This is a genomic window from Streptomyces siamensis (genome assembly GCF_039543605.1).
Lineage (GTDB): Bacteria > Actinomycetota > Actinomycetes > Streptomycetales > Streptomycetaceae > Streptomyces > Streptomyces siamensis.
In genome coordinates, this window is the sequence record NZ_BAABKB010000009.1 from 40,583 (window position 1) to 65,391 (window position 24,809).

19 protein-coding genes are annotated in these 24,809 nt (G+C 71.0%); 11 read left to right on the plus strand and 8 right to left on the minus strand.

Going from position 1 to position 24,809, the window contains the following annotated elements:
* Positions 1-76 precede the first annotated feature (76 nt).
* The 6 genes from ABEB03_RS16085 (at position 77) to ABEB03_RS16110 (ending at position 8,441) form a co-directional block, all read left to right on the plus strand.
* Entirely contained in the window at positions 77-1,300 is a 1,224-nt protein-coding gene (locus ABEB03_RS16085; protein ID WP_425589243.1) for a CapA family protein, read from the plus strand.
* A gap of 443 nt (positions 1,301-1,743) precedes the next feature.
* Positions 1,744-4,005, plus strand: coding sequence for a HAMP domain-containing protein (locus ABEB03_RS16090; protein WP_345648443.1), 2,262 nt, complete (start codon positions 1,744-1,746; stop codon positions 4,003-4,005).
* Positions 4,006-4,011: 6 nt separating this feature from the next.
* Entirely contained in the window at positions 4,012-5,787 is a 1,776-nt protein-coding gene (gene pgsB / locus ABEB03_RS16095; protein ID WP_345648446.1) for a poly-gamma-glutamate synthase PgsB, read from the plus strand.
* The gene (locus tag ABEB03_RS16100) at positions 5,784-6,266 is read left to right on the plus strand and encodes a poly-gamma-glutamate biosynthesis protein PgsC/CapC (RefSeq protein ID WP_028802192.1); all 483 of its coding nucleotides are present in this window, start codon (positions 5,784-5,786) and stop codon (positions 6,264-6,266) included. Before pgsB ends, ABEB03_RS16100 begins: the two co-directional genes overlap by 4 nt.
* A 36-nt stretch (positions 6,267-6,302) precedes the next feature.
* Positions 6,303-7,364 carry an NlpC/P60 family protein gene (locus tag ABEB03_RS16105; protein WP_095937219.1) on the plus strand — a complete coding sequence of 354 codons (1,062 nt, stop codon included), beginning with the start codon at positions 6,303-6,305 and terminating at the stop codon, positions 7,362-7,364.
* A gap of 60 nt (positions 7,365-7,424) precedes the next feature.
* Positions 7,425-8,441 carry a PLL family lectin gene (locus ABEB03_RS16110; RefSeq protein ID WP_345648457.1) on the plus strand — a complete coding sequence of 339 codons (1,017 nt, stop codon included), beginning with the start codon at positions 7,425-7,427 and terminating at the stop codon, positions 8,439-8,441.
* Between the two features lie 282 nt (positions 8,442-8,723).
* On the opposite strand, the gene ABEB03_RS16115 is transcribed toward ABEB03_RS16110, so the two are convergent.
* The 4 genes from ABEB03_RS16115 to ABEB03_RS16130 all read right to left on the minus strand — a co-directional run bounded on the left by ABEB03_RS16115 (position 8,724) and on the right by ABEB03_RS16130 (position 15,623).
* Positions 8,724-10,850, minus strand: coding sequence for a 3-hydroxyacyl-CoA dehydrogenase NAD-binding domain-containing protein (locus ABEB03_RS16115; protein WP_345648461.1), 2,127 nt, complete (start codon positions 10,848-10,850; stop codon positions 8,724-8,726).
* On the minus strand, positions 10,847-12,073 hold the full coding sequence (locus ABEB03_RS16120; protein ID WP_345648464.1) for a thiolase family protein: 1,227 nt from the start codon (positions 12,071-12,073) through the stop codon (positions 10,847-10,849). The genes ABEB03_RS16115 and ABEB03_RS16120 overlap by 4 nt, the downstream gene beginning before the upstream one ends.
* A 125-nt stretch (positions 12,074-12,198) precedes the next feature.
* Complete coding sequence (locus ABEB03_RS16125) at positions 12,199-13,248, minus strand: LacI family DNA-binding transcriptional regulator (protein WP_345648467.1); 1,050 nt, start codon at positions 13,246-13,248, stop codon at positions 12,199-12,201.
* On the minus strand, positions 13,245-15,623 hold the full coding sequence (locus tag ABEB03_RS16130) for a glycoside hydrolase family 2 protein (protein ID WP_345648471.1): 2,379 nt from the start codon (positions 15,621-15,623) through the stop codon (positions 13,245-13,247). Before ABEB03_RS16130 ends, ABEB03_RS16125 begins: the two co-directional genes overlap by 4 nt.
* A gap of 144 nt (positions 15,624-15,767) precedes the next feature.
* On the opposite strand from ABEB03_RS16130, the gene ABEB03_RS16135 reads away from it, so the two are divergent.
* Genes ABEB03_RS16135 through ABEB03_RS16145 form a run of 3 tightly spaced genes read left to right on the plus strand, consistent with a single transcriptional unit; the run spans position 15,768 to position 18,912 of the window.
* Positions 15,768-17,090: an extracellular solute-binding protein gene (locus tag ABEB03_RS16135; RefSeq protein WP_345648474.1), complete on the plus strand. Its 1,323-nt coding sequence runs from the start codon at positions 15,768-15,770 to the stop codon at positions 17,088-17,090.
* Positions 17,091-17,116: 26 nt separating this feature from the next.
* The gene (locus tag ABEB03_RS16140) at positions 17,117-18,061 is read left to right on the plus strand and encodes a carbohydrate ABC transporter permease (RefSeq protein WP_425589248.1); all 945 of its coding nucleotides are present in this window, start codon (positions 17,117-17,119) and stop codon (positions 18,059-18,061) included.
* Positions 18,058-18,912, plus strand: a complete 855-nt coding sequence (locus ABEB03_RS16145; protein WP_345648480.1) for a carbohydrate ABC transporter permease — start codon at positions 18,058-18,060, stop codon at positions 18,910-18,912. Before ABEB03_RS16140 ends, ABEB03_RS16145 begins: the two co-directional genes overlap by 4 nt.
* Before the next feature lie 81 nt (positions 18,913-18,993).
* Here ABEB03_RS16145 and ABEB03_RS16150 read toward each other — a convergent pair whose 3' ends face one another.
* From ABEB03_RS16150 to ABEB03_RS16160, 3 genes are all read right to left on the minus strand, one after another.
* Positions 18,994-20,277 (minus strand): ribonuclease D, encoded by a 1,284-nt coding sequence (locus ABEB03_RS16150; protein ID WP_345648483.1) that lies wholly within the window; start codon positions 20,275-20,277, stop codon positions 18,994-18,996.
* A gap of 135 nt (positions 20,278-20,412) precedes the next feature.
* Positions 20,413-21,075, minus strand: a complete 663-nt coding sequence (locus tag ABEB03_RS16155) for a response regulator transcription factor (RefSeq protein WP_019073943.1) — start codon at positions 21,073-21,075, stop codon at positions 20,413-20,415.
* 424 nt (positions 21,076-21,499) lie between these two features.
* Positions 21,500-22,168 carry a DUF3000 domain-containing protein gene (locus ABEB03_RS16160; protein ID WP_425589244.1) on the minus strand — a complete coding sequence of 223 codons (669 nt, stop codon included), beginning with the start codon at positions 22,166-22,168 and terminating at the stop codon, positions 21,500-21,502.
* A gap of 183 nt (positions 22,169-22,351) precedes the next feature.
* Between ABEB03_RS16160 and hemE the strand changes: the two genes are divergently transcribed.
* A complete protein-coding gene (gene hemE / locus ABEB03_RS16165) occupies positions 22,352-23,419 on the plus strand; it encodes a uroporphyrinogen decarboxylase (RefSeq protein ID WP_345648489.1) in 1,068 nt (355 codons plus the stop codon).
* 49 nt (positions 23,420-23,468) lie between these two features.
* Here hemE and ABEB03_RS16170 read toward each other — a convergent pair whose 3' ends face one another.
* A complete protein-coding gene (locus ABEB03_RS16170; RefSeq protein WP_345648493.1) occupies positions 23,469-24,287 on the minus strand; it encodes a rhomboid family intramembrane serine protease in 819 nt (272 codons plus the stop codon).
* Positions 24,288-24,433: 146 nt separating this feature from the next.
* Between ABEB03_RS16170 and ABEB03_RS16175 the strand changes: the two genes are divergently transcribed.
* Positions 24,434-24,796: a hypothetical protein gene (locus ABEB03_RS16175; protein ID WP_345648496.1), complete on the plus strand. Its 363-nt coding sequence runs from the start codon at positions 24,434-24,436 to the stop codon at positions 24,794-24,796.
* Positions 24,797-24,809: the final 13 nt, after the last annotated feature.

The following is a 24,809-nucleotide window of genomic DNA, read 5'->3' on the forward strand; positions in this document are numbered from 1 at the left end:
GTGAGGAGCAGGAGAAGTGTTGCGATCGTTATCGTTCTGGCCCGGAATGCCTTCATGGTTGTATCAAGATATCCCGGTGACCAGACGTCGTAGCCGCCGCACCCTGCCCGCATTGCTGACCCCGCTCGCCCTCGTCGCCGCACTGGCGGGATGCGGTCTCGTCGGAGGGGGAGACTCGGGCGATTCGTCGAAGGGGGGCGGACGCTCGTTCACGGTGGCCGCGGCCGGAGACATCCTGATCCACCCGCAGCTGATCGACCAGGCCAAGAAGGACGCCAAGGAGACCGGCAAGGGCGTGCACGGTCTGGACTTCGGACCGCTGATGGCCGGCATCAAGCCGGTGATCAGCAAGGCCGACCTGGGGATCTGCCACATGGAGCCGGTGATCGGCAAGCCGAACGGCCCCTTCGAGAGCTACCCCAACTTCCTCGTGCCGCCGCAGATCGCCGGGACGATCAAGGACATCGGATACGACACCTGCTCCACCGCCTCCAACCACTCGATCGACCACGGCTACGAGGGTGTGAAGCGCACGCTCGACACGCTGGACTCGGTCGGTCTGAAGCACACGGGCTCCTTCCGCACCCAGAAGGACTCGCTCACCCCGCTGATCATGGACGTCAAGGGTGTGAAGGTCGCGCAGATCTCCTTCGCCTTCGGCTTCAACGCCCACCAGCTGCCCAAGGTCAAGCCGTGGCTGGTCAACCAGAACGACCTGGGCCGCATCAAGGCCGCCGAGAAGCGGGCCCGCGCCGACGGCGCCGAGGTCGTGATCCTCTCCATCCACTGGGGGCGTGAGCACCACCCGAACCCCTCGACGCCGCAGCTCAAGTTCGCCCGCCAGCTCGCCCGGGAGACGGGGATCGACCTGGTCATCGGGCACCACGCGCACGTGGTGCAGCCGATGGAGAAGGTCGACGGCACGTGGATCGCGTACGGCCTCGGCAACCAGGTCGCCCGGCACGACGTGCCGACGGGGCTGACGGAGGAGGGCGTGATCGGCTGGTTCACCTTCACCGAGCGCGGCGGCAAGTGGGACGTCGAGGCCCGGTACGAGCCGACCCTCGTGGACATCCCGCCGGACCCGGACGTCACCACCGGCGAGACCGCGGTGGAGCCGAAGAAGGGCCAGGTGCAGGACTACCGGCTGCTGGACGTGGCCGCCGAGCTCAAGCGCGACGACCTGACGGACCAGGAGCGGGCCCGTCTCCGGCTGGCCTACGAGCGGACCGAGGGCACCATGCTCAACCGCGGCGCGGCCAAGGACGGTCTGAAGCCCCTCACGGAGCTGCCGGACTGACCGCGCCCGCGCGACGTCCGGACCGCGCCCGGCCCCCGGCACTCCGGCGGGCCGGGCGCGATGTCGACATCAGGTGTTCTTCTTCCGTTTCGCTGCGTGTGTGACCGTATGCCACCCGGACCGGACGTGCGTCGAGGTCCCCGGAAGCGGCCAACTGAACCCGCCCGAAGCGGAATCGATCGCTCATGCCCGAGTGTGATCGCATGAAACCTCGTGTAGCGCAGATCACGTTCAAATCGTGCAACTTTGATCTGCCCTCGCCGGTCTGACGCGCGGAGACCCAGTTTTCTCATCCGAGTCTCCGTGTCACGCCCGCACCACCCGCCCGCACCCGCATGCAGGCCGCTCCATGCGTCCCGCCGCTCGTACAACCGCCTGAGAGGACCCCTCCGTTGGCGCCATCGCCCCCGGCTCGGCAGCACCGTGCCCGCCGCCGAGCCGACATGTCGCTACTCGGCGGCATACGTCCGCCCATCGCGATCCTCTCGGTGCTCCTGCTGTCCCTCGCGGGCATCACCGCCCTCGTGCTCGGCCGGGTCGACGACGCGGCCCTGCCCAAGGCGGTCCAGACGTCGCAGCAGCACTTCGCGGAGGACGGCGCGATCGCCCTGCGGGCGTCCATCGACGAGTCGGTGACCGACCTCAACCGCTCCGCGGCCCTCTTCAGCGCCGGCTCCCCGGTCTCCGGCGACACCGTGCTCGACAAACTGGGCAACACGTACCAGAAGTGGATGGGTACGGCGGTCATCGAGATCCAGTCGGGCAAGCTCGTCGCCACCCGCGGCGAGACCGTCCCGCTGACCTCCCTCGACCGCTCCTCGCTCAGCGGCGAGGACGGGCTCGCGCCCCGCATGGTCCGGCTCCAGAACGGCGAGGTCCGACTGCTGTCCTTCGCCCTGCTGTCGTGGCCGGACAGGCCGCAGCTGCTCCTCGTCGCCTCCAACAGCCTGAAGTTCCCCGGCATCAGCCTCGGCCAGTTCCGCTCCATCGCGGTCGTGGACCGCTCCGGAACGATCCTGAGCAGCGACGGCATCCCGGAGCCCGAGCAGGTGCTCACCGACCTCCAGCGCCAGGAGGTCGCCGCATCGAACAAGCAGCTCAAGGCCTTCGCCAAGAAGGTCGCCGAGAAGGCCGGCCGGCACCCCCAGAGCACGAAGGAGCCCGGTTCCGGCGGCTACCAGGGCGTGAGCGGCAGCCTGCTCGGCGGCCGCTGGCTCAGTGACCGCTCCGTCGCGGGTTACGCCAGCCTCACCGCGCCCGAACCCGGCGAGACCACCACCGCGACCAACCTGGGTCTCAGCGTGGTCTCCATGGTGAAGGTCGCCGAGGACCCCACCCGGACCACCTCGCCGCTGTTCGGCCTCGTCGCGGGCGGCGCCCTGCTGCTGGTCGGCGGCATCGCCGTCGCCGTCCTGCTCGGCACGGTGCAGCGGCCCCTCATCCGGCTCTTCCTGGAGTCCCGCCGCCTCACCCGCGGCGACCTCACCCGCCCGGTGAGCGTCCCCCGTTACGGCGAGGCCCGCCGCATCGGCACCGCCCTGGAACGACTGCGCCGCCAGCTGCTCGGCGAGAGCGCCGGACAGGGCGAGCCCGCGCCGCGCCCGCGTGGCCTGCGCCGCATCGGCAGCCGCGGTCTCCTCGTCGTCTGCGCGGTCCTGCTGCTCGCCTGGTCGGCGCCGCTGCTGCTCGCCCTCAACCGCGCCGACGGCACCGTCGTCGTGCCGCAGCAGATCGTCAACGACCAGCGCGAGCGCACCGACACCCTCACCGACCGGGTCCGCCGGGCGCTCAACGAGGGCGAGGCCGACCTCCAGTCCGTGGCCACCCTGATCGGCGACCGCACCACCCCCGCCGACATGACCAAGGTCCTCGACCGCACCCTCAACCAGCACCTGCGCTACCAGTCGCTCTACGTCGTCGACACCTCCGGCGACGTGATCGCCCGGTCCGGCGGCAAGCCGCACGAGGTCCGGTCCAAGCCCGCCACCGCCGACCCGATCCAGCTGCTCGGCCAGGGCAGCACCAAGCCCCTCGTGGTCGGCACCGCGGAGATCCCCGGACGCGACGGCGCCGCCCTGGTCGGCGAGTTCCGCATCGACTTCCTCAACTCGCTGCTCAAGCGGCCGGGCCTCGGAGTCGTCCGCCTCGTCGACGACAAGAACCATGTCATCGCGGGCAACACCGGATACATCGCCTTCCAGTCGCTGCCCAACGACCGCCTGAAGGACCTGGTCTCCGCGTCCAACCAGAAGGTCGGCAAGTCCGCGCACGCCGCCGGCGTCCTGTACCGCGAGAACGGCGTGCAGATCGCGGCCGCGGCCCCCTTCGTCGGCGGCGGCCCGGCCAAGGCCCTCGGCTGGACCGTCGTCAGCTGGCAGCCCGCCGACCGCCTCGCCATCCCGGAGTACGACGTGCAGCACCGCACGATGCTCGCCGGGCTGCTGGGCGCCGCCGCGGCGGCCGCCTGCCTGGGCTGGATGCACATCGTGGTGGCCCGCCCGCTGCGGGTCCTGGCCGGCCAGGCCGAGGCACTCGCCGAGGGCGACCGCAAGACCGTCCTCTTCCCACGCAACCACGACGAGGTCGGCGCCGTCACCCGCTCCCTGGAGCTCGTCCGCCAGCAACTCCAGGAACAGCGCAAACAGCAGTCGACGCCGCGCCGGAGCTCCCCCGGGGCCCCGCACGAGCAGCACGTAAGGAACTGATCACCGGTGCTCTTCCTCTACACCGTTCTGCTGGTGTGCTGCGTGATCCTGCTGGTGGCGGGCGTCATCGAGCAGCGGCGGCACTTCACCAACCTGGACAACATCCCCACCCGGGTGCTGGTCAACGGCATCCGCGGCAAGTCGTCCATCACCCGTCTGTGCGCGGGCGCGCTGCGCGGCGGCGGGCTGACCACGGTCGCGAAGACCACCGGCACGGCGGCCCGGTTCATCCACCCCGACGCCACCGAGGAGCCGGTCTACCGCAAGTTCGGCATCGCCAACGTCGTCGAGCAGATCGGCATCGTCCGGCGTGCGGCCGCGTACAACCCGGACGCCATGGTCATCGAGTGCATGGCCGTCATGCCGGCGCTCCAGGAGATCAACCAGTCCAAGCTGATCCGCTCCACCATCGGCGTGCTCTGCAACGTCCGCGAGGACCACCTCGCCGAGATGGGCCCCACCCTGGACGACGTGGCCCGCTCGCTGTCCCGGTCCATGCCGGAGGGCGGCATCTGCATCACCGCGGAGAAGGAACGCTTCGCGATCCTCCAGGAGGAGGCCGACTCCCGCGACTGCAAGCTGATCTACGCCGACCCCGACTCCGTCACGGACGAGGAGCTGCGCGGCTTCAGCTGGTTCACCTTCAAGGAGAACGTGGCGATCGCGCTCACCGTCGCCGAACTCCTCGGTGTGGAGCGGCAGACCGCCCTCCAGGGCATGTACGACGCGCCGCCGGACCCCGGTGTCCTGTCCGTCGAGCGGTATGTCACCGAGGACGGCAAGCGGCTGCGCTTCGCCAACGTCTTCGCGGCCAACGACCCCGAGTCGACGCTGATGAACATCAACCAGCTGCTCGACCTCGGCGCCATCCACCGGCCGCTCAACGTGGTCATCAACTGCCGTCCCGACCGCGTCGAACGCAACGGCCAGATGGGCGAGATCATCCCGCAGCTCGACCCCGAGCAGGTCTTCGTCATCGGGCACCCGGCCAAGAGCGCCATCGACGCGATCCCGGCCGCGTACCGCGACCGCGCCGTCGACCTCGGCGGCGACCGCCGCGACCCCGAGGAGTTCATGGGACAGCTGATCGGCAGGCTCGGCTCCGACTCCTCCCTCGTGGCCATCGGCAACATCCACGGCCAGGGCGAGCACCTGCTGGAGCACCTCGCCGAACTGCCCGCGGACGAAACCCCCGACGAGTCCGCCGACCAGCGCGGCGGGCCCACCGACGACGGAACCGGCGCACGGCAGACGCCCGCGCGCGTGCCGGAGCACGTCGAGACCATGCAGCTGTACGCCCCGCGCATCGACCCGTACCAGCCCTATTCCGAGGCGTACGAGACGCGGTACGCGCCCCAGACGGCCGCCGTCCCGGTGCCGCGCACCGCCGAGCACCCGTACCCGGCCCAGACACACCAGCACCAGGCCCAGACACACCAGCACCAGGTCCAGACACACCAGCACCAGTCCCGGACGCACCAGCACCAGGAACCGGCCCACCACAACCAGCCCCAGCAGCACCACGCGCAGGGCGAACCGGCCTCCTGGGAGCAGGGCCGCCGGCAGGCGCACCCGCGCCCCGCGGTCCCCGAACAGCCGCGGCAGGGGTACCCCGAGCGGACCAGGGAGCAGTGGCCCGCGATCGAGCCGGGCCCCGCCGCACTACCGCCCCCCGGCCCCGCCGAACCGCCCCCGTCCCGGGGCCTGTTCGAGCCCCGAGTACCCCCCGCACCCTCCGCCGACGACCAGCAGCAGTGGCACAGCCCGGGAGAGCCCCGTTGATCCCCTCCGTCCTCACCCCCGAGATCGCCGCGATCGGCATCGGCCTGGGCCTGATGTTCTCGCTGATCTGCTACCTGACGACCAACCTCTCGCCCGGCGGCATGATCACCCCGGGCTGGCTCGCGCTCACCCTCATCGAGGACCTCCAGCGCGCCGCCCTCGTCATCGGCGTGACCGTCCTGACGTACGTCACCACCCTGCTCCTCCAGCGCGTCGTGATCCTCTACGGCAAGCGGCTCTTCGCGGCCGTGGTGCTCACCGGCGTGCTGATCCAGGCGACCGTGATCATCGTGCTCCAGATGGAGTTCCCGCTGCTGTACGCCAACCAGACCCTGGGCTTCATCGTCCCGGGCCTCATCGGCTACCAGCTCGTGCGCCAGCCCAAGGGAGCCACCCTGCTGTCGACCGGCTCGGTCACCCTCGCCACCTACGTCGTGCTGACCGCCGGAATCCTCCTCGGCGCCATGCCGACCGCCTGAGCCCGCTGCCCACTCGGAACCTCTGGAGCCTTCACCATGCCGAAGAGCAAAGGCCGCCCCGTCCTGCACGCGGCCACGGTCCTCGCACTGCTCGCGGGCAGCGCGTACTTCACCGTCGAACTCCGCAAGGACGCGGAGGCCAAGGTCCCGGCCGTGCAGTCGGTGACCGACAAGCCCGACCTGGAGAACTCGGCGGGCAAGGCCACCGGGAAGCAGACCTGGGAGCGCCTGAACAACCCGACGCGCTCGGTGCTGCGCGGCAAGGACGGCGAGATCCTCGCCACCTTCACGGACGGCGCCCGCACCGCGACCCTCAGGGGCCCCTCCCGCACCTTCACCGAGCCCGCCAACACGCAGTCCCGGGTGGTGACGGAGGACTGGGTGCGGCTGATGCCGGAGGCGTGGCGCAAGGGTGCCGAGAAGGAGAAGTGGTTCAAGGACTGGTTCAAGCAGTACTACGGCAGCGAGGAGGACGACATCTTCGCGTTCGCCTTCCAGTACGTCCAGGGTGCCCCGGTCAAGAAGGACGACGAGGGCGTCCCCTACGCCGGCGACGCGGTCTTCGGCCCGTTCAAGGAGGACGGCGTCGACCGCCTCGAACAGAACGACTTCTACGACTACCTCGGCATGAACTACACCTTCCGTGACGGCACCACGATGCAGGCCCGCAAGGAGCGCTACCGCGCCCTGGACTGCTCCGGCTTCATGCGCATGGTGTGGGGCTACCGGGCCCGCTACCCGCTGATGGCGACGAACACGATCGGCGACGGGCTGCCGCGCAGCGCGGACGGCATGGCACGCTCCAAGGTGGGCGTCGACATCATCAAGCTCTCCGGCCCCTCCCCCTGGTACACGCGTCCCAAGAACATCGACGTGGTCCAGCCCGGCGACCTCCTCTTCTTCAAGATGGACCACCGCACCGGCAACCACCTCGACCACGTCGCCCTGTACCTCGGCGTCGACACCGACGGCCACCGTGTCTTCATCTCCAGCCGCAAGGAGGTCAACGGCCCGACCATGGGCGACAAGGGCGGCGCCTCGCGCATCGACGGCAACGGCTTCTACGCGGGTCTGCTCCGCAGCGCCAAGCGTCTGTGAGCGGCTTACTCGGGCGGGGGCGGGCCGCCGCGGACGGCCCGCCCCGATTAAGGTGAACCGGTGAACGGCGACTGGCTCATACGCGGCCGCGACGGCAGGCTCAGTGCGTACCTGCTGTCGGAGGCCGCCGTCCGCTGCCGGGCGGAGCGCGGCCCCGGCGGCCCCTGGGACCCCGCGCGCACCGTGGGCGGCGACCAGCGCCTGCACCCCGTGCTCGCCGTCGGCCAGGGTGCCGACGGCTACGCCCACCTCGTCTCCTGGCGCCCCACGGTCCGCGACGAGTCCGGCCTCGTCCACTCGACGCACTACCGGCCGCGTCTCGCCGCCCTCGACTGGCACCCGATCGGGCATCCCGACAGGACGGGCGGCCGGACCGGCCCGCCGGCCGTCGCGGTCGACGCCCAGGGACGCGCCCATGTCTTCGTGCGCAACAAGGGCGGCGGGGTCGGCATGGTCGCCCAGAAGGAGAAGGGCGGCTGGGGCCCGTGGCGCGACCTCGAGGGACATGACGTACGGGACGAACTGGCGGCCGTGACGGGGGAGTCCGGCCGGGTCGAGCTGTACGCCGCCGTGCCGGACGGCATCCTGCACTGGAGCCAGCCGGAGCCCGGCGCGCAGCCGGTCCTGGACGAGGCGCTGGAGGCCCCGGTCCGCCCCGGCACACTCCGCGCGCTCGCGACCTCCCCCGACTCCACCACCGTCTTCTACACCGATGAGTCGGGCGACCTGTGCGCCTGGCGGGCGGGCGGGAAACCCCTGCGGGTGCTCGCCAGTGCGGGGCCCGGCCCCGTGGCGGCGATCCGTTGCGAACTCGATGGCCACGACTGCACGTTGCTCGCGCAGCGGTCGTCGAGCGGACGGGTCGTCTTCGCCGCGTACCCGACGCAGGACGAGGCCGCGGGGGCGTGGTGGACCGAGTCCGGGCCCGCACTGCCGGGGGACGCGGTCGTCTCGCTCGCGGAGGACGAGGACGGCCGTGTGGTCGCGGCGAGCCTCGCGCCCGGCTCCGGCGAACTCCTCATCACCCGCCGCAAGTCCGAACCGGGCCTGGCCCTGGAGGCCTGGCGCCCGGTCTGACAGCCGTCGTTCGCCCCCTCCGCCCCTGCCCGTCCCATCCCCGGGGGCTCCGCCCCCGGCCCCCCGATCGGCCTGACGGCCTCGTCCTCAATCGCCGGACGGGCTGGTGCACTCCGCCCGCCGGACGGCGCAGTCCGGTCTCGTCGCTCGTCGATCGCCGGAGTGGCCGGCTTTCCAGCCCAGGGGGCGGAGCCCCCAGGTCCGAGGACGCCAAGAGCGGGGCAGAACGGCCGGTGCCCCGCACACCGACAGGCGTGCGGGGCACCGGCGCAGGACAGAGCGCTACGCGGGAACGCTGGCGACTCCCGGCTCCAGGAACCTCTTGCCGTTCACCCGCTCGGAGACACCCTCACGGTCCAGGTACGGCGTGATGCCGCCCAGGTGGAAGGGCCAGCCGGCACCGGTGATCAGGCACAGGTCGATGTCCTGGGCCTCGGCGACGACACCCTCGTCGAGCATGAGCCCGATCTCCTGGGCGACGGCGTCGAGGACACGGGCGCGGACCTGCTCCTCGCTGAGGACGACATCGCCCTGCTTGAGGAGCGCGGCGACCTCGGGGTCGAGCTCCGGCTTGCCGGAGTCGTAGACGTAGAAGCCGCGCTTGCCCGCCTTGACGACGGCCGCGAGGTTCTCGGAGACCGTGAAGCGGTCCGGGAAGGCCCGGTTGAGGGTCTCGGAGACGTGCAGACCGATCGCGGGGCCGACCAGCTCCAGGAGCACCAGCGGGGACATCGGCAGGCCCAGGGGCTCGATGGCCTTCTCGGCGATCTCGACCGGGGTGCCCTCGTCGATGACGTTCTGGATCTCGCCCATGAAGCGGGTGAGGATGCGGTTCACCACGAACGCCGGGGCGTCCTTGGTCAGGACTGCGGTCTTCTTCAGCTTCTTGGCGACGGCGAAGGCGGTGGCCAGCGAGGCGTCGTCCGTCTGCTCGCCGCGGACGATCTCCAGCAGGGGGAGGATCGCGACCGGGTTGAAGAAGTGGAAGCCGACGACCCGCTCGGGGTTCTTCAGCTTCGAGGCCATCTCGGTGACCGACAGCGAGGAGGTGTTGGTGGCGAGGATCGCGTGCGCCGGGGCGACCGCCTCGACCTCCGCGAACACCTGCTGCTTGACGCCGATCTCCTCGAAGACGGCCTCGATGACGAAGTCGGCGTCGGAGAAGCCCTCGGCCTTGTCCAGCACACCGCTGACCAGTGCCTTGAGGCGGTTGGCCTTGTCCTGGTTGATGCGGCCCTTGCCGAGCAGCTTGTCGATCTCGGCGTGCACGTAGCCCACGCCCTTGTCGACACGCTCCTGGTCGATGTCCGTCAGAACGACGGGCACCTCCAGGCGGCGCAGGAAGAGCAGGGCGAGCTGCGAGGCCATCAGGCCCGCGCCCACGACGCCGACCTTGGTGACCGGGCGCGCGAGGTTCTTGTCCGGCGCGCCGGCCGGGCGCTTGCCGCGCTTCTGGACCAGGTTGAAGGCGTAGATGCCGGAGCGGAGTTCGCCACCCATGATCAGGTCGGCGAGCGCCACGTCCTCGGCGTCGTACCCCTTCTGCAGGTCGCCGTCCTTGGCCGCGGCGATGATGTCCAGCGCGCGGTACGCGGCCGGAGCGGCACCGTGGACCTTGCCGTCGGCGATGAAGCGGCCCTTGGCGACGGCCTGGTCCCAGGCCTCGCCGCGGTCGATCTCGGGACGCTCGACGGTGATGTCGCCCTTGAGGACGGAGGCCGTCCACAGCAGCGACTGCTCCAGGAAGTCCGCGCCTTCGAAGAGGGCGTCGGCGATGCCCAGTTCGAAGACCTGCTTGCCCTTGAGCTGCTTGTTCTGGTTGAGCGAGTTCTCGATGATCACCGAGACGGCCTTGTCCGCACCGATCAGGTTCGGCAGGATCGTGCAGCCGCCCCAGCCCGGGACCAGGCCCAGGAAGACCTCGGGCAGGGAGAAGGCCGGCAGGGCCTTCGACACCGTGCGGTAGGTGCAGTGCAGACCGACCTCGACGCCGCCGCCCATCGCCGCGCCGTTGTAGTACGCGAAGGTCGGGACGGCCAGCGCCGACAGGCGCTTGAAGACCTCGTGGCCGCCCTTGCCGATGGCGAGCGCGTCCTCGTGCTTCTTCAGCAGCTCGACGCCCTTGAGGTCGGCGCCGACCGCGAAGATGAACGGCTTGCCGGTGATGCCGACGCCGACGATGTCGCCGGCCGCGGCCTCCGCCTCGACCTGGTCGATCGCGGCGTTCAGGTTCGCGAGCGAGGCCGGGCCGAAGGTGGTCGGCTTGGTGTGGTCGAAGCCGTTGTCCAGCGTGATGAGCGCGAAGCGCCCGGCGCCGAAGGGCAGGTCGAGGTGGCGTACGTTCGCGGACGTCACGACCTCGTCGGGGAACAGCTCGGCTGCGCCCTTCAGGAGTTCAGCGGTGCTCACTTCTCGCCTCCGGCGTCCTTGTGGTGCGGGTTCTCCCAGATCACCGTGGCGCCCATGCCGAAGCCGACGCACATGGTGGTGAGGCCGTAACGGACCTCCGGCTGCTCCTCGAACTGGCGGGCCAGCTGCGTCATCAGACGCACGCCGGAGGAGGCCAGCGGGTGACCGAACGCGATGGCGCCGCCGTACTGGTTGACGCGCGCGTCGTCGTCGGCGATGCCGTAGTGCTCCAGGAAGGCGAGCACCTGGACGGCGAAGGCCTCGTTGACCTCGAAGAGGCCGATGTCGTCGATCGACAGGCCGCCCTGGGCGAGGGCCTTCTCGGTGGCCGGGATCGGGCCGTAGCCCATGACCTCCGGCTCGACGCCCGCGAAGGCGTACGAGACGAGGCGCATCTTGACCGGCAGGTTGTGCTCGCGGGCGAAGTCCTCGGACGCGATGATCGAGGCGGTCGCACCGTCGTTGAGACCGGCCGCGTTGCCGGCCGTGACACGGCCGTGGACGCGGAACGGGGTCTTCAGGCCGGACAGGTTCTCCAGCGTGGTACCCGGACGCATCGGCTCGTCGGCGGTCACCAGGCCCCAGCCGGTCTCACCGACCTCCGCGTTGGTGTTGCGCACCGAGATCGGCACCAGGTCCTGCTGGATCTTGCCGTTGGCGTACGCCTTGGCGGCCTTCTCCTGCGAGCGCACGGCGTACTCGTCGGCGCGCTGCTTGGTGATCGTGGGGTAGCGGTCGTGCAGGTTCTCGGCGGTCATGCCCATGAACAGGGCGGACTCGTCGACCAGCTTCTCGCTGACGAACCGCGGGTTCGGGTCGACGCCCTCGCCCATCGGGTGGCGGCCCATGTGCTCGACACCGCCGGCGATGACGGCGTCGTAGGCGCCGAAGGCGATGGAGCCCGCAGTGGTGGTGACGGCGGTCAGCGCGCCCGCGCACATGCGGTCGATGGAGTAGCCGGGCACCGACTGGGGGAGACCGGCCAGGATCCCGGCGGTGCGGCCCAGCGTCAGACCCTGGTCACCGATCTGCGTGGTCGCGGCGATGGCGACCTCGTCGATCTTCTTGGGGTCCAGGCCGGGGTTGCGGCGCAGCAGCTCCCGGATGGCCTTCACGACGAGGTCGTCGGCGCGGGTCTCGTGGTAGATGCCCTTCGGGCCCGCCTTGCCGAACGGGGTGCGGACGCCGTCGACGAAGACGACGTCCCTGACGGTACGAGGCACGATGGCTCTCCTCCAGATGCGGGATGGCACTGCTGCGCGTCGCACGCGACTGAGCGCGCGCTCACCCCCTCATGCTACTTGCGGGTAACCATGCTGCCCAGCCCCGGAGGCGGGAGCGGCGAAGGTCACATCCGTGAGCCGCCCCCGGGCGGTGCCGTCGACCCCCGCGGCGTCAGCACCGGGGTGGGCACCGGGTGCGACGCGGGCTCCTCGCCGGTGATCACGCCGAACAGGGTCCGTGCCACGTCCGCGCCGAAGCCGTGCACGTCGTGGCTCATGGCGGAGAGCGTCGGATGGGTGAGCCGGCACAGCTGGGAGTCGTCCCAGGCGAGCAGGGAGACGTCGCCCGGCACGCTCAGCCCCATCTCGGAGGCGACGGAGAGCCCGGCCACCGCCATGATGTCGTTGTCGTACACGATCGCGGTCGGCCGGTCCGGCGGCGCGGCCGACAGCAGCGAGCGCGTGGCCCGCGCCCCGGCGTCGCCCGAGAAGTCGGTCGCCACCTGCCAGGACCCGGCGAGGTCCAGCGTCCGGGCCGCCTCGTCGAAGGCCGCCGTGCGGATGGTCGTGTGACCGAGGGGTGCCGCACCGCCGACCCGGGCGATCCGCCGGTGTCCGAGCGCCGCGAGATAGCGCACGGCCTCGGTGACGGCGGTCGCGTCGTCGGTCCACACGGACGTGAGGGAGCCGGTCAGCGACGGATGGCCGACGGCGACGGCCGGCATGCCGAGCCGCTCCACCGCGGCGACCCTCGGGTCGTCGGCCCGGAAGTCGACCAGGATCGACCCGCTGATCTGCTTCCCCTTCCACCAGGCCTCCTGGAGACCGACCTCCTCCTCCAGGTTCCGCACGAGACGCAGCAGCAGCGAGCACGCACGCTCGGTCAGCACACCCTCCACCCCGGAGATGAACTCCATGTAGAAGGGCTCGAGTCCGAGCTGCTTGGCCGGCCGGCAGATCGCGAGCCCGACCACGTCCACCCGCTGGCTGGACAGCGACCGGGCGGTGAGGTTCGGCGCCCAGCCCAGCTCCCGGGCCGCGGCGAAGATCCGGTCGCGGGTGGCGTCCGACAGGCCGGGCTTGCGGTTGAAGGCGAGGGACACCGCGCCCTTGGAGACCCCGGCGCGCGCCGCGACGTCCTTGATGGTGACGCGGGGGGTCGGCACTGTCGTCATCGGGTCGGCTCCACGCAGTACAGGGCGGATCGGGCGGCCGTCTCGGCCCGCTCGTCCAGAGTCTCCCAGCCGCGTACGCCGATCGTGACCCGTTCGCCGGGAAGCAGCGTGACCAGGCCGGTGTCGGCCTCGGCCGCCGGGTCGAGGCGGTCCGCCTGGAGCAGCAGGTCCCGTACGAGGGTGTGCGCCGTCACGGTCACCGCGCCCGGCGCGACCGTGACGTCGAAACGGGGACTCGGGTAGGGGACTTCACGGTCGGGCACGGGAAAGTGCAGGGCCCGCAGCCCGTCCGCGTCGGCCACCAGGAACTCCTTCGGCCCGGCCGGCCGCAACTCGGTCGGTACGAGAAGCTCGCCGACCGCGCGTGCGGCGGCGGAGAGGTCGAGCGTCGTCTCGCCCGTCGTCACGCCCTCGACGGACATCCGCCGCAGCCTGACCGTGCCCCGCCAGGGCTGCGCGGACTGGTTGACCGCGGCGAGCACCAGCCCGCCGGTCCGGGGCTGCAACGTCAGGAGCCGGTCCGCGTAGAGCCGCCGCAGCTCGTGGTAGAGCGGCTTGGCGCGTCCGTCGCCGTCGATCGCGGCCCAGGAGGTCACCGGCCAGCAGTCGTTGAGCTGCCAGAGGACCGTGCCGGCGCACACCGGCCAGTGCGCGCGCCAGTGCTCGATCCCGGCGGCCACCGCACGGGCCTGGTTGACCTGGTTGAGGTAGTGCCAGCGGTCGAAGTCGCCCTCGGGCGGCGGGAAGTGGCGGGCGAGTCCGCGCTCCAGCTTGCCGTTCCCGTCGTCGGCCTTCTGGTGGTGCAGCATGCCGGGGGAGTCGGGGGCGAGCGCCTCGCCGGGGAGCGCGCGGCGCAGCGTCGCGTAGGCGGGCGGTGCCTGCCAGCCGAACTCGGCGACGAAGCGCGGGACATGGAGGCGGTAGTCGGCGTAGTCCGTCCTGTTCCACACCTCCCACGAGTGGTGGGTGCCGTGCGCCGGGTCGTTGGGGTGGTGGTCCCAGGAGCCGGACCACGGGCTGCCCGCCGCGTACGGCCGCGTCGGGTCCAGCTCGGCCACCACCCGCGGCAGCAGCCCGAGGTAGTACCCCTCGCCCCATGAGTCCCCGGCCAGCCGCCGTTCCCAGTCCCAGTCCTTGAAGCCCCACAGGTTCTCGTTGTTGCCGTTCCACAGCACGAGCGAGGGGTGCGGCATCAGCCGTACGACGTTCTCCCGGGCCTCGGCCTCCACCTCGCCGCGCAGCGGCTGCTCCTCGGGGTACGCCGCGCAGGCGAAGGGGAAGTCCTGCCAGACCATCAGCCCCAGCTCGTCGCAGGCGTCGTAGAAGTCCTCGCTCTCGTAGATGCCGCCGCCCCACACGCGCACGAGGTCGACGCCCGCGGCGGCGGCCTGGCGGAGCCGGTGCCGGTAGCGCTCAGGGGTGATCCGGGACGGGAGGGCGTCGTCCGGGATCCAGTTCACCCCGCGCGCGAAGAGCCGGACGCCGTTGACGACGAAGGTGAAGCCGCTGCCGTGGGCGTCGGCGCGGCGGTCCAGTTCCAGCGTGCGGAAGCCGATGCGGCGGCGCCACGCGTCGAGCGGACCGTGTGCGTCGCTCAACGTCAACTCGACGTCGTACAAGCGTTGTTCACCGTAGCCGCGGGGCCACCACAGCTCGGGGCCCGGGATCTCCAGCAGGACCGTCCCGGACGTGCCGTCGATCGTCCCGCAGGCCCGCACCCCGCCGGCCCGGGCCTCCACGGTGAGGCCGGCCTCGACCCTGGTCCGCTCGACGTCCACGGCCAGCTCGACGCGTCCGACGCCCCGTTCGACGGTCACCAGCGGCCGGACCCGGGCGATCCGCGCGGTCGACCAGTGCTCCAGCCGCACCGGGCGCCAGATCCCGGCGGTGACCAGTGTCGGCCCCCAGTCCCAGCCGAAGGAGCAGGCCATCTTCCGCAGGTACGGGAAGGGTTCGGGATAGGCGCTCGGCCGCTCGCCGAGCCGGTCCCGCACCGCCTCGGCGGCGCCGTACGCCGAGGTGAAGTGCACCGAGAGCGGGCCGCCGAGCCCGGTGACGTCGAAACGGTAGGAGCGGTGCATGTTCCGTACCGAGCCGAGGAGCTGTCCGTCCAGCCGGATCTGTGCGGCGGTGTCCAGGCCGTCGAAGACGAGGTCGGTCTGTTCGTGGCCGGATGTGGCGGGCAGGGCGACGTCGTAGGTCCAGTCCCGCCGGCCCACCCATGCCACCTCGGTCTCGTTGCGGCCGAGGAACGGGTCCGCGATGACGCCCGCCGCCAGCAGATCGGTGTGCACACAGCCCGGGACCGCGGCCGAAAGTGCGGCTCCCTCGTGCCGCAGGGTCCATCCCTCGGTGAGCGGTGTGACGTCCAGCATGCGTACTCCCTAAACCGGTTGAGGCAGTAGACACCAGTGGCTGCGAAAGATTTCGGAATCGTTGGCGGAATAGTGACTTTACCGGTTTAGCGGCGGCTGTCAGAGTGCCGAACCAGCCAACCGAGGTGAACGGAGCTGGTGCAGATGAACCGCCGCACGTCATTCGCCGGAACACTGCTCGCCGCCGCACTGCTGGCCGCGGGCTGCACGGGGAGCGGAGGCGCGTCGAAGGGCGCGGACGCCAAGGCCCCCGACGACCCCGCCAAGGTGTCCGGGACCATCAAGGTCCTCACCCAGCGGACCGATCTCGTGCAGGACGGCACGATGAAGAAGTACGCAGCCGAGTTCAACAAGACCTACCCGAAGGTCCAGGTCGAGTTCGAGGCCGTCACCGACTACGAGGGTGAGGTCAAGATCCGCATGAACACGGAGAACTACGGCGACGTCCTCATGATCCCGGCCGTGATCAAGAAGGGCGACTACCCCAAGTTCTTCGCCTCGCTCGGCACGGCCGCCGAGCGCTCCAGGAAGTACCGCTTCACGGACTTCACCGCGGTCGGCGGCAAGGTCTACGGACAGAGCCCGATCGGCGTGACCCCGGGCTTCGTCTACAACAAACGGGTCTGGAAGGACGCGGGGATCACCGACTGGCCCACCACCCCGGCCGCCTTCGTCGACGACCTCCGGGCGATCAAGGCCAGGACGAAGGCCGTCCCGTACTACACGAACTTCAAGGACAAGTGGCCGCTCACGTCGTGGACGTCCGCCAACGGGTCGCCGAGCTGCGACACCGGGGCGACCACCGCCCTCGCCGACGGCGACCCCTGGGCCGACGGCGCCGATCTGCGCGTCGCCGACACCCTGCTCTACGACGTCGTCCACGACGGGCTCGCCGAGAAGGACCCGACGACCACCAACTGGGAGGGCTCCAAACCCCGGCTGGCGAAGGGCGACATCGCCACCATGTGGCTCGGCTCCTGGGCGATCACACAGTTCCGGGCCGCCGCCGAGCAGGCCGGCACCGACCCCGACGACATCGGCTTCATGCCCTTCCCCGTCCAGGTCGGCGGCAGGTTCTGCGCCGTGGTGGCGCCCGACTACAACCAGGCCGTCAACGTCCACTCCGCCCACAAGGAGGCCGCCCGCGCCTGGATCGACTGGTTCACCGACCGGTCGGGCTACGCGGACGACAACCTGACCCTCTCCCCGGTCAAGGGAGCGCCGCTGCCGGACGTGCTGAAGCCGTACCAGGACGCGGGCGTGAGGTTCATCGAGCTCGACGACACCGACGGAGCCACCGTCAAGGCCATCGACAACCAGTCCGAGGTCGGCATCTACGCCCCCGACTACCGTCAGAACCTCGTCGACCTCGCCCGCGGCGCCAGGAAGGGCAGCCTCGACGACTTCTTCAAAGACCTCGGCAAGCGCTGGACCGAGGCGGCCGGGACCGTCGGGTCCGGGTCCTGATGAAGGGCGACGACACCGGGACCGTGATGACGGACGCCCCCGGCACGGCGGCGCGGCCCGCGACGGCCCCGCCGCCCGCCGCCCGGGGGCGCGCCCCACGCGGCGTACGCCTGTGGCGCGGCCTGACCCCCTGGCTCTTCCTCGCCGCCCCGCTCGCCCTGCTGATCACCTTCACGTACGCGCCCGTCGCCAACATGATCGCGTACAGCTTCACCGACTGGGACGGCGTCAGCCCCGACCTGCACTACACGGGCGCCGAGAACTACGTCGAACTCTTCACCCGGCCCGAGCTGTTCCAGGTGTTCTTCGTCAGCGGCTACTACCTGGCCGCCTCGGTCGTACAGATCGCCGTCGCCCTCTACTTCGCGACGATCCTGAGCTTCGACGTCCGCTTCCGGAACTTCTTCAAGGGCGTGCTCTTCTTCCCCTACCTCGTCAACGGCGTCGCGATCGGCTTCGTCTTCCTCTACTTCTTCCAGGACGGCGGCACCCTCGACTCCGTCCTCGGCCTGTTCGGACACCACTCCGACCGGGCGTGGCTCGGCACCCCGGTGTCCGCCAACACCTCCCTGGCCGGGGTCTCCGTCTGGCGCTACACCGGTCTGAACTTCGTGCTGTTCCTCGGCGCGATCCAGTCGATCCCGGGCGAGCTGTACGAGGCGTCCGAGCTGGACGGCGCCCATCGATGGCACCAGTTCCGGTACATCGTCCTGCCCGGCATCAAGCCCGTCCTCAGCCTCTCGGTGATCCTCTCCATCTCCGGCTCGCTGTCGGCTTTCGACGTGCCGTTCATCATGACGGGAGGCGCGACCGGCACGGAGACCTTCGTGATCCAGACCGTGAAGCTGGCCTTCCAGTTCAACAAGACGGGCCTCGCCTCGGCGGCCGCGGTCGTGCTGCTGCTCATCATCCTCGCGGTGACGTGGGTGCAGCGGCGCCTCGTCCCGGACGACAAGGTGGATCTCGTATGACACCGCCGGGAACCACACCCGCGGGCCGTCGCCGGGCCGCCCGCACTCTCACGTACCTGTCGCTCGCCGTCGCCTCCGTCGTCGTGCTGCTTCCGCTCGCCGTCGTCCTGCTGACCTCCCTCAAGTCCTCGAAGGAGATGGCGGACGGCAGCGGCGCGCTCGCACCGCCCGACGACTTCCTGAACTTCCACAACTACGTGACGGCGTTCCGGGACGGCGGGATGCCGGCGGCGTTCGGCAACACGGCCTTCATCCTGCTCTTCTCCGTCACCGGCACGGTGATCATCGGCTCGATGGCGGCGTACGCGATCGACCGCTTCACGTTCCGCTTCAAGAAGCTGGTGGTCGCGCTCTTCCTGATCGCCACGCTCGTACCGGGCGTCACGACACAGGTCGCGACCTTCCAGATCGTCGACGGCTTCGGCCTGTTCGACACCCGCTGGGCACCGATCGTGCTCTACATGGGCACGGACATCGTCTCGATCTACATCTTCCTGCAGTTCGTCCGGTCCATCCCCGTCTCCCTGGACGAGGCCGCGCGCCTCGACGGCGCCAACGCCTTCACCATCTACTGGAAGATCATCCTGCCGCTGCTCAGGCCCGCCGTCGCCACGGTCGTGATCGTGAAGGGGATCACCGTCTACAACGACTTCTACCTCCCCTTCCTCTACATGCCGTCCGAGGATCTTGGCGTGATCTCGACGTCGCTGTTCCGCTTCAAGGGGCCGTTCGGGGCGCACTGGGAGACGATCTCGGCCGGCGCGGTGCTCGTCATCCTGCCGACCTTGATCGTCTTCCTGTTCCTCCAGCGGTTCATCTACAACGGCTTCACCCGGGGGGCGACGAAATGAACGCGGGCCGGGCCGCCGTCCGCGGCCCGGCCCGCGGCCCCGGACATCCCCGGGGCCGGGGCGCCTCGGCCCCGGTGGTCGTCAGCCCTTGGGGGCCTTCGCCGAAAGCGCCGTCACCAGCACCGGAGCGACCTGCTCGACCTGCCAGGGCCGCGCCCCGTACCCGGTCAGCGCGGTGGCCACGGACGCCGGGTCCGGCGCCGCGGGCGGCTCCCAGCACACCCGGCGGACCGTGTCCGGCGTGATCAGGTTCTCCTGCGGCATGCCGAGCTCCTCGGCCAGCGCGGACACCGCGGCGCGGGCCGCGGACAGCCGCGCGGCGGCGGCGGGGTCCTTGTCGGCCCAGGCGCGCGGCGGCGGGGGGCCGGTCACCGGCTGACCCGGTTGCGGCAGCTCGGCCTCCGACAGCGCCCTCGCGCGGTCGACCGCGGCCTGCCACTGCTCCAGCTGGCGGCGCCCCATGCGGTGTCCGAAGCCGTTGAGCCCGGCGAGGGCGTGCACGTTGACGGGCATGCCCAGCGCCGCCTCGACGATCGCCGCGTCCCCGAGGACCTTGCCGGGCGAGACGTCCCGGCGCTGGGCGACGCGGTCCCGGGCCTCCCACAGCTCCCGTACGACCGCCATCTGCCGGCGGCGGCGCACCTTGTGCATCCCCGACGTACGGCGCCAGGGGTCCTTGCGCGGCGGGGCGGGCTCGGCCTGCGCGATGGCGTCGAACTCCTGCTGGGCCCACTCCAGCTTGCCCTGCCGGTCGAGCTCCTTCTCCAGGGCGTCGCGCAGGTCGACGAGCAGCTCCACGTCGAGCGCGGCGTAGCGCAGCCAGGGCTCGGGCAGCGGGCGGGTCGACCAGTCGACGGCGGAGTGTCCCTTCTCCAGGACGAAACCGAGCACGCTCTCGACCATGGCGCCGAGGCCCACCCGGGGGAACCCGGCGAGCCGGCCGGCCAGCTCGGTGTCGAAGATCCGGGTGGGGACCATGCCTATCTCGCGCAGACAGGGCAGGTCCTGGGTGGCCGCGTGCAGCACCCACTCCACGCCGGAGATCGCCTCGCCGAGGCCGGACAGATCGGGGCATGCGACGGGATCGATCAGCGCGGTCCCGGCGCCCTCGCGGCGCAGCTGCACCAGATAGGCGCGCTGGCCGTATCGGTACCCGGACGCGCGTTCGGCGTCGACGGCGACGGGGCCGGATCCGGCGGCGAAGGCGGCGATCACCCGCGCGAGCGAGGCGTCGTCGGCGATCACGGGCGGAATGCCGTCTCGGGGCTCAAGCAAAGGGATCGGCGCCGATTCGACGTCGTCCGGAGGGGCGCCTCCGGTGGTTCGCAGTGAGCTGTCTGCTGCGGTCTCTTGGGCGTCGGTCACCTGTCAAGGGTATCCGTGTATGGACAACGCCCGCCGACGGAACGTTCCGTCGACGGGCGTCTGAGGGTCGTAAACCAGTCAGGTCAGTGAAACATCCGGTTCACGGGTGGGGGACGGCTGGGGTCGGGGCGGGGTTCAGTGGATGATGCCGGTCCGCAGCGCCACCGCCACCATCCCGGCGCGGTCGCCCGTGCCGAGCTTGCGGGCGATGCGCGCGAGGTGGCTCTTGACGGTCAGCGCGGACAGGCCCATGGAGACGCCGATGGCCTTGTTCGACTGGCCCTCCGCGACCAGTCGAAGGACCTCGACCTCTCGTCCGGACAGTTCGCGGTAGCCGCCCGGGTGGCTCGGGGCACCCGGGGGGCGGCGGTGCATACGGGCGGCGGCCGAGCCGATCGGTGCGGCGCCGGGCCGGGTGGGGAGCCCGACGTTCGTTCGGGTGCCGGTGACGACATAGCCCTTGACGCCGCCCGCCAGGGCGTTGCGTACGGCGCCGATGTCGTCGGCGGCGGAGAGGGCGAGGCCGTTGGGCCAGCCCGCGGCTCGGGTCTCGGACAGCAGGGTGAGCCCGCTGCCGTCGGGCAGATGGACGTCGGCGACGCAGATGTCACGCGGGTTGCCGATTCGGGGACGGGCCTCCGCGACGGACGACGCCTCGATGACGTCGCGCACTCCGAGCGCCCACAGGTGGCGGGTGACGGTGGAGCGGACCCGGGGGTCGGCCACGACCACCATGGCGGTCGGCTTGTTGGGGCGGTAGGCGACCAGGCTTGCGGGCTGCTCGAGGAGAACGGACACCAGGCCTCCTGGGGTGCGGGACGGGACCGGCTCTGGGGATGGAGCCGGGACGAACCGTGCTTTCAAGGTCACAGACGTCTTCGGCACCAAACCCCTTGTCCTTTAGAGAATGATCACGATTTGGTGAGTAACAATCCGTGCAATTCGGACACGCGATCGATCATCCGAAGATCGAACCGAGTCGATCCGCGTCAAATCACGGCCGAAAGTGGCCGTATCGACAAAGAACCGGTAAGCGTGCGGTGAGAGACGGGCGCGTCGGCGTGCGGGGCCGAGGCCCGGCGGGCAGGGTCACCGCTGACGGCACCGGTACGCACCACGCCGACGGGAAGGCGTGGCGGAGCCGCCCCGAAGCGTGGCACGGCTGCGGAGCCGGCCCCGCGTGGCCGCGGCGCGACGGCTCACGACGAGGGCGGAGACGCACTCAGCGGGACTGCGGGCCCCGGCGCTGCGGAAGGGTGACGATCGACCCGTCGCCCGGCCCGGCCGGCGGGAGCCCGGCGACCTGGCACAGCAGGTCGCACCACGCCGCGAGGTGCGCCGCCGTGTCCGGGACGCCACCTCGTCCCTCGCGGGGCGTCCACGAGGCGCGGATCTCGATCTGCGAGGCGGCGGGGCGCTCACCGAGGCCGCCGAAGTAGTGAGAGCTCGCACGCGTGACCGTGCCGCTCGGTTCGCCGTACGACAGGCCGCGTGCCTGGAGCGCGCCGGTCAGCCACGACCAGCACACGTCGGGCAGCAGCGGATCGGCGGCCATCTCCGGCTCCAGCTCCGCGCGGATCAGGGTCACCAGACGGAAGGAGCCCTGCCAGGCGTCGTGCCCGGCGGGGTCGTGCAGCAGGACGAGCCGGCCGTCCGCGAGGTCCTCGTCGTCCGCGACGACCGCCGCCTCCAGCGCGTACGCGTGCGGAGCCAGCCGCTGCGGGGGACGCGTCGGGTCGATCTCGATCTCCGGCCGCAGTCGTGCGGCCCTCAGCGCGTCGACGGCCGCCCGGAAGGGCAAGGGAGCCGTCTCCACCGCATTCCGGTCCCCCTCCTTCGCGTCGTCCATTCCGCCAGCGCCGTCCGACAGTCGTCCCTGAGCCGCAGCCATGCGGGGAAGATTAAGGGGAACGGAGCCTTCGCGCAGGGAGAGACACCCGTGCGCGGGACCACTGTCCGGATCGTTCCGCGCGAACGCGCCCGCCCGCGCGCCGTGCGCCGGGGACCCGCACCGGGCCGGGGGAGGGCGGAGCCCGGGACCTGGACGCCCGTGCGCCGTGCGAGACTTTCCGTCGTGAGTGCCAACCACAGCCCCGCCGGGCAGCAGCCGACAGCCACGTACGAGTCCGCCTTCCTCAAGGCGTGCAGGCGCGAGCCCGTGCCGCACACGCCGGTGTGGTTCATGCGGCAGGCCGGTCGCTCACTGCCCGAGTACCTCAAGGTGCGCGAGGGCATCCCCATGCTGGAGTCCTGCATGCGGCCCGAGCTGGTCGCAGAGATCACGCTCCAGCCGGTCCGCCGCCACAACGTGGACGCGGCGATCTACTTCAGCGACATCGTCGTCCCGCTCAAGGCCATCGGCGTCGACCTGGACATCAAGCCGGGCGTCGGCCCCGTCGTCCAGAACCCGATCCGCACCCGGGCCGACCTCGCCCAGCTGCGCGACCTGACCCCCGAGGACGTCCACTACGTCACCGAGGCGATCGGTCTGCTCACGGCCGAGCTCGGCCCGACCCCGCTCATCGGTTTCGCGGGCGCGCCCTTCACCCTCGCGAGCTACCTCGTCGAGGGCGGTCCGTCCAAGAACCACGAGCACACCAAGGCGCTCATGTACGGCGACCCGCAGCTGTGGGCCGACCTCCTCGACCGCCTCGCCGAGATCACCTCCGCCTTCCTGAAGGTGCAGATCGAGGCCGGCGCCAGCGCCGTGCAGCTCTTCGACTCCTGGGTCGGCGCCCTGGCACCCGCCGACTACCGCCGGTCCGTCATGCCCGCCTCCACGAAGGTCTTCGACGCCGTCGCCGGGTACGGCGTGCCGCGCATCCACTTCGGCGTCGGCACCGGTGAGCTGCTCGGCCTCATGGGCGAGGCGGGCGCCGACGTGGTCGGTGTCGACTGGCGCGTCCCGCTCGACGAGGCCGCCCGCCGCGTCGGCCCCGGCAAGGCCCTCCAGGGCAACCTCGACCCGGCGGTGCTGTTCTCCTCCACCGAGGCCGTGGAGGCCAAGACCCGCGAGGTGCTCGACGCCGCCGCCGGTCTCGAAGGTCATGTCTTCAACCTCGGCCACGGCGTTCTGCCGAGCATGAACCCCGACGCCCTGACCCGTCTCGTGGAGTACGTGCACACCCAGACCGCCCGCTGACCGGGGGAGCCCCCTTCGGTTCACCGGCCCGCGCTCACGGCCCGCCGCCTCACCAGCTGTGCCGCGCCCGCCTGCCCCACAGCAGGCGGCGCGGTTCGGGCGGCGGCGGTGTGCCGGGACGCAGCGGCCAGGCGAGCAGCATGCCGGTGAGGAAGCCGACCACGTGGGCGGCGTACGCGACCGTTCCCGCCGTCGAGACGCCGCTCCCGGACGAGTACACCGCCTGGAGCACGAACCAGAAGCCCAGCACGAGCCAGGCCGGCAGACGCAGCGGCAGGAAGACCAGGAACGGGACGAGGACCCAGACCCTGGCTCTCGGATAGAGCACCAGATAGGCCCCGAGGACCCCGGCGATCGCTCCCGAGGCGCCGATCAGGGGGTCGCCCGATGCGTCGTTGAGCAGCGCGAAGCCGTAGGCCGCCGCATAGCCGCAGGCCACGTAGAACAGCGCGAAGCGGACATGGCCGAGGCGGTCCTCGATGTTGTTGCCGAAGATCAGCAGGAACAGCATGTTGCCCAGCAGGTGCAGCCAGCCTCCGTGCAGGAACATCGCCGTGAACACCGACAACGGCGGCGACTTGTCGTAGTCCGGCGGAGCCACCACACAGCCCACGCCGTGCGGCCCGGCACCGGTCTGCCCCGTCGGCACCAGCCGCTGCATCTGATGATGGATCAACTCCTGTGGCACCGCGGCGTAGTGGTCCAGGAACGCCTGGAGATGGCACAGCCGCGACAGTCCGCTGTCCCCCGCCGCCGAGCCGGCCAGGCCGGGAGTGTAGAGGAACACGAGGACGTCGGCGGCGATCAGCGCGTACGTCACATACGGCGTGCGGCGCACCGGGTTCACGTCATGGACGGGGATGACCACAAGGAACTAGTGCCCTGGATGCGAACCTCGAATGCGCGCCTCCGGGGCGTCCTGGCTGAACGCCACCGTGTTCTCGTCCGTATGTCTCCTCAACCGCCCGCGGCGCGGTGCAGACGTGACACGCGGAAGACGTGAGGACACAGGCGATGAACGACCGAGTTGCTCCTGCGATGCACGCCCTGCCCGACGGTGAGGCGGAGATCGCCCTGGTGCTGCACCTGCCGTGGGAGGACGTCGCCGCACTCGGCCAGGAGGCGGGTCGGCTCGCGGCGCGGATGCAGCGTCCGGTGACGCTCGACGAGGCCGTCAGCCACCGGTTGCGCAGCAGCAGGCCCGCTGCGCACGCGAAGCCCGCGCAGTCGCCGCCCGCGGTCGGCGCGCCGGCCTCCGTCTCGTCGTCCACGGTGCCGTCCGCGTCCATTTCCTCGCTGCCCGCGAGGCCGCCTGCGGAGCAGGCTCGGCAGGCCATCGACCGGATCAACGGGGGTGCGGGGCACGAGTCCGCGTAGGCGCGGCGCGTCG